The sequence below is a fragment of the Mesorhizobium sp. M4A.F.Ca.ET.022.05.2.1 genome, assembly GCF_003998845.1.
In the GTDB taxonomy this organism is placed as follows: Bacteria; Pseudomonadota; Alphaproteobacteria; order Rhizobiales; family Rhizobiaceae; genus Mesorhizobium.
This window is the reverse complement of the sequence record NZ_RZOJ01000425.1, coordinates 1-5,155: the sequence shown is the minus strand read 5'-3', so window position 1 is coordinate 5,155 and position 5,155 is coordinate 1. Positions and strand designations below refer to the sequence as shown.

Annotated in this window: 4 protein-coding genes and 2 pseudogenes; 3 read left to right on the top strand and 3 right to left on the bottom strand. The window is 65.2% G+C overall.

Going from position 1 to position 5,155, the window contains the following annotated elements; genetic code table 11:
- From EN745_RS29510 to EN745_RS29495, 3 genes and pseudogenes are all read right to left on the bottom strand, one after another.
- A pseudogene (locus tag EN745_RS29510) lies at window positions 1-395 on the bottom strand (sugar ABC transporter permease); the annotation flags it as partial.
- A gap of 243 nt (window positions 396-638) precedes the next feature.
- A complete protein-coding gene (locus EN745_RS29500) occupies window positions 639-1,898 on the bottom strand; it encodes an ABC transporter substrate-binding protein (protein ID WP_127399776.1) in 1,260 nt (419 codons plus the stop codon).
- A 52-nt stretch (window positions 1,899-1,950) separates the two neighbouring features.
- Window positions 1,951-2,859 carry an N-acetylmuramic acid 6-phosphate etherase gene (locus EN745_RS29495; protein WP_126056913.1) on the bottom strand — a complete coding sequence of 303 codons (909 nt, stop codon included), beginning with the start codon at window positions 2,857-2,859 and terminating at the stop codon, window positions 1,951-1,953.
- A gap of 199 nt (window positions 2,860-3,058) precedes the next feature.
- Between EN745_RS29495 and EN745_RS29490 the strand changes: the two genes are divergently transcribed.
- The 3 genes and pseudogenes from EN745_RS29490 to EN745_RS29480 form a co-directional block, all read left to right on the top strand.
- Window positions 3,059-3,940: an N-acetylglucosamine kinase gene (locus tag EN745_RS29490; protein WP_126056914.1), complete on the top strand. Its 882-nt coding sequence runs from the start codon at window positions 3,059-3,061 to the stop codon at window positions 3,938-3,940.
- Window positions 3,937-4,716 carry a GntR family transcriptional regulator gene (locus EN745_RS29485; RefSeq protein WP_126056915.1) on the top strand — a complete coding sequence of 260 codons (780 nt, stop codon included), beginning with the start codon at window positions 3,937-3,939 and terminating at the stop codon, window positions 4,714-4,716. Before EN745_RS29490 ends, EN745_RS29485 begins: the two co-directional genes overlap by 4 nt.
- A pseudogene (locus tag EN745_RS29480) lies at window positions 4,713-5,063 on the top strand (aminotransferase); the annotation flags it as partial. The gene EN745_RS29485 and the pseudogene EN745_RS29480, both read left to right, overlap by 4 nt.
- Between the last annotated feature and the right edge of the window lie 92 nt (window positions 5,064-5,155).

Sequence of the window (5,155 nt, the reverse complement as noted above, 5' to 3'; positions counted from 1 at the left end):
AGCTTCCAGGCGAAGCCGACAATGACGAAGGACAGGATGGTCGGCACGAAGATCGCCGTGCGGTAGAAGGCGGCGAACCGCAGCCTTGGGCTGGAGAGCAGTGCGGCCAGCAGCACGCCGATCGGGTTCTGCACCAGCATGTGGATGATGAAGAACCAGACATTGTTCCTCAGCGCATTCCAGAAGCCCACTGACCAGTTAGGGTCGCCGAACAGCGTGCGGAAATTGGCGAGTCCGACGAAGACCTGGGACTGCTCGATGTTGCGGAACAGCGACAGCTGCAGCGTGCCGGCAAGCGGCAGGATCATGATCGCCGTGTAGACGAGCACGGCCGGCGCCAGGAAGACGGCGATGTGCCAGCGGATCGGTCTTTTCGGTCGTGTTTCTGCGGCCATGAGTTCGGTCCCCGCCGTTCAACGTCTTGGCGAAATGGTTGACGGCAGCGCTGCCCCTCACCCTTACCCTCTCCCCGTGAAGGAGAGGGGGGCGCCGGCGGTGCGGCAAGTCCCTTCTCCCCGTCACTATACGGGGAGAAGGTGCCGGCAGGCGGATGAGGGGCGGCGCCGTCGTTTGCGGTCGATGCTATTGAAAACCGCAGGGCCATTCACTCGGAACGACCCTGCTTGCTGCCCGAGGCTTTACTTCGCCGGCTTGTACCAGCTGTCGAGGCCGTCCTGCAGCTTCTTGGCGGCCGCTTCCGGCGTGTCGGTGCCGTTGATGACATTGGCCGATTCAACCCAGGTCTCGTTCTCGAGGTTCGGCGTGCCGCGCCCCAAAATCTGGTAGGTCGAGCGGATCGTGGACTTGCACTTGCCGCGCCAGGAGACGAATTCCTGCGCCAGCGGGTCTTCCATCTTCACCGGCGTGCTGTTCAGGCTGAAGAAGCCCGGAAGCGCGTTGGCGTAAATGGTGGCGAAGTCCGGCGAGGCGACCCAGGACAGGAACTTCTTGGCCGCATCGGCGTTCTTCGACGCTGCGTTCAGACCCATGCCGATATCGGTGTGGTCGGAGATGTAGCAGGTGTCGCCGGCCTTCTGCACCGGCGGCGGGAAGGCCCCCATCTTGAACTGCGCCTGGGTGTTGAACAGCGCGATTTCCCACGAGCCGGCCGGGTAGATGGCGGCGCGGCCGAGCGTGAACAGGTTCTGGCTGTCCGGATAGGTCTGGGCCTCGAATCCATCGCCGAGATAGGGCTTCCACTTGGCCAGTTCCTTGTAGGGCTCGACCCAGTCGGCGTCGGTCAGCTTCTGCTCGCCCTTGATCAGTGCCTGGCGGCCTTCCTCGCCCTTCCAGTAGTTCGGGCCGATGTTCTGGTAGCCCATGGTCGCGGCTTCCCAGAGGTCCTTGGTGCCCATCGCCATCGGGATGTAGGTGCCGTCGGCCTTTATCTTGTCGAGCGCGGCGTAGAACTCCTCATTGGTGGTCGGCACCTTGATGCCGAGCTTGTCGAAGGCGTCCTTGTTGTAGATGAAGCCGTGGATGACCGAAGCCATCGGCACGCAGAACGTCGCCTTGCCGTCGTCGGTCTGCCAGGCAGACTTGGCCACGGGAGAGAAATTCTCCATGCCCGGCAGCGCCGACAGATCGGCGAGATTGCCCTTCTGGTAGAGCACCAGCGACTTGTCGAACGGGCGGCAGGTGATCAGGTCGCCCGCCGAGCCAGCGGTGAGCTTGGCGCCGAGCGCGGCGTCATATTCGGTCGGCGCCGACGGCGCGAACACCACCTTGATGCCCGGGTTCTTGGCTTCGAAGGCCGGGATCAGCTTGTCCTTCCAGATGGTCAGGTCGTCGCCGCGCCAGCTTTCGATGTTGAGCGTAACGTCATCGGCATAGGCCACCCCGGCGGAGCCGAGGATGCTTGTGCCGAGCAGAAGGGCCGTCAGTAGTTTGGTCGTCATTTTCAGTCTCCCTGTTGACCTTTTTCAGGTTCGGTTTTGATGAGAACAGAGGCTAGCGCCCCTTGCTCCCCTCGATCGCGGAAAGGGCCGGCCGGAGCTTGCGGCCGGTCCCTTCCAGTATCTTCTCGGCCGCATCGGCGTTGGCAGCACCCGCGGCGAGCAGAATGGCGGTCTTAACAACGCCGCCGCTCTTTTCGAGCAGGCGCGCAGCATCGTCCCTGCCGCACCCGCCGATGGCGGCGACGATGCGGGCCGCGCGGTCGCGCAGCTTGATGTTGTCGGCGGTGAGGTTGACCATGTAGCCGTCATGGACATGGCCGAGATGAATGGCGGCCAAGGTCGATAGCATGTTGAGGGCGATCTTCTGGGCGGTGCCGGCGCCCATGCGCGTCGAGCCGGCAATCAGTTCGGGCGGCGTCTCGAGCACGATCGCGACATCGGCCAACCGGAACAACGGCACGTCCCTGTTGTTGGCGATGGCAATGGTCGCGGCGCCCCGGCTCCGCGCGTCCTCGAGTGCGGCGACCGCATAGGGCGTCGAGCCGCTGGCGGAGATGGCGATCAGGCAGTCGCCCTCGCCGATTCCGGCGGCGGCGACCGCGGCCGAGGCCTCATCGGTGTCGTCCTCGGGTCCGCCGGCGAGCGTATGGAAGGCCTCGTCGCCGCCGGCGATCAGGATGGCGATGCGGTCGCGCCCGATACCGAAGGTGCCGGGAAGCTCCAGCGCGTCGGCAACCGCCATCAGGCCCGAACTGCCGGCCGCCGCATAGGCGAGCCTGCCGCCGTCCTTCAGGCGCTCCGCGACGATTTCGGCTGCAGCGGCTATGGCGGGAATGGCGCCGCGCACGGCCTTCGCGGCCTCGATCTGTGCATCGGCAAGAAAGGAAAGGATGGCGTCCGGAGCCTGGATATCCAGCCCCTCGGCATTCTGGTGATGCGCTTCGGTGCGCTTCTCGGCCATCCGATGTCCTCCAACTGACAAAACAATACCAAAAAAATACCACTTGTCCACATCGATTAACGAATTCGTTGCCTCAAAATCGTCTTGCCGGCAAAATATCGTGGTTTTTCAATAAAATACGCCTTAATCTTTTTGAAAGCGAAATTAACTCTTGGCTATTGGTATTTTATTGGTATTATCCGTCCGGAGGAGAAATCGCGTGAATTTCGTACTTGGCATCGATGGCGGCGGCACCAGCTGCAGGGCGGCCCTTGCGACCGCTGACGGCGTCGTGCTTGGCCGCGCCAAAAGCGGCGCCGCCAACATCCGCACCGACCTCACCGGCGCCAGGACCAACATCGTCGAGGCGGCAAGGCAGGCCTTCGTCGCCGCCGGCAAGGATCCGGAACTCATCCCGCAAACGCCCGCCATTCTCGGCCTCGCCGGCGCCAATGTCGGCACTTACAGGCAGCAACTCGAAGCGATCCTGCCGTTCAGCGCCAGCCGCGTCGAGACCGACGCCGAGATCGCGCTGGAGGGTGCGGTCGGGCCCAGCGACGGCGCCATGGCCATCCTCGGCACCGGCACCGCCTATATGGCGCGCAAGGCGGGCAAGTCACGCGCCATCGGCGGCTGGGGTTTTCAAGTCGGCGACCAGGGCAGCGGCGCCCGCATCGGCCGCGACCTGCTGGAGCAGTCGCTGCTCGCCTATGACGGCATCCGTCCTGCCTCGCCCCTCACCGAGGCGATGCTCGCCGTCTTCCGCAACAACCCGGAGGACGTCGTCGAGTTCACCACCAATGCCAAGCCCGGCGACTTCGGCGGTTTCGCGCCAAAGGTGTTCGACCATGCCGCCAAGGGCGATCTTGTCGCCAACTGGATCCTCGACAAGGCGGTTGCCGATGTCGAAGCCTCGCTCGGGGCGCTCGACCTTGCCGACGACACACCGCTCTGCCTGCTCGGTGGGCTGGCGCCGCTCTACGCGCCGCGGCTTTCGGCGCGTTACCAGACGCTGCTGAAGCCGGCGCTCGACGATGCGCTGGGCGGCGCCGTTCAGATGGCGGTGCGCATCTTTGCCTCTGGTTCGGGGGCGGCCCGATGAGCGCCGCCGACCAGATCTTCGCCATGCTGAAGGAATCGTCACAAAGCGGCGCGCCGCTCTACCTGCAGCTGAGGAAGAGCATCGAGGAAGCGGTCAATCGCGGCCTGATCGGGCCAGGCGACGCGCTGCCGTCGGAGCGCGACATCGCCAGCAAGGCCGATATCTCGCGCGTCACCGTGCGCAAGGCGGTGCAAGACCTGGTCAAGGGCGGCATTCTAGTCCAGCGCCACGGCTCCGGCACCTTCGTGGCGCCGCGCATGGAGCGCGTCGAGCAGTCGTTGTCGAGGCTCACCTCCTTCACCGAGGACATGGCGCGCCGCGGTATGGTGGTGCGCTCGGCCTGGCTCGACCGTGGCCTTTATGCGCCCTCGCCTGACGAGATGATGGTCCTCGGCCTGTCGTCGAACGAGCTGGTAGCGCGGGTGGCGCGCCTGCGCATCGCCAACGACACGCCGCTGGCGATCGAGCGCGCCGCGCTCTCGGCCAGCGTGCTGCCCGATCCCGAGGCGATCGGCACTTCGCTCTATGCCGCACTGGAAATGACCGGCAACCGGCCAGTGCGGGCGGTGCAGCGCATTTCCGCCGCGAATCTCGGCGATGGCGATGCGCGGCTGCTGGAAGTGCCGCCCGGGATTGCCGGCCTGCATATCGAACGTATTTCCTATCTTGCGAGCGGCAAGGTGATCGAATTCACCCGCTCGATTTACAGGGGCGACGCTTACGATTTCGTCGCCGAACTCCGGCTGACCGGGCCGGGAGAGGAGAGCCGGCCATGAGCGCGACCATCACCCATATGCGGCGCGAGATCGAAGAGATCCCGGAAGCAACCGCCCGCCTGCTCGACGGTTCGGCGGCGGTGCTGACCGAGGCCGGGCGCGGTATCCGCGAGCGCGATCCGAGTTTCGTCGTCACCGTCGCGCGCGGCTCATCCGACCATGCCGCCACCTTCATGAAATACGCCGTCGAGCTGACCGCCGGCCTTGCCGTCGCCTCGGTCGGCCCGTCCATCGCCTCGATCTATGGCGCCAGGCTGAGGCTCGCCGGCTCCGCCTGCCTGGCGATCTCGCAATCGGGCAAGAGTCCCGACATCGTCGCCATGGCGGAGACGGCCAGGGCCGGCGGTCAGCTCGACGGCGGATTTCATGAAGGTGGCGGCATGGGCGGATGAGCCGCGCGCGACGGTGACGACGGAACTCGGATCGCGCTCGCGGATAC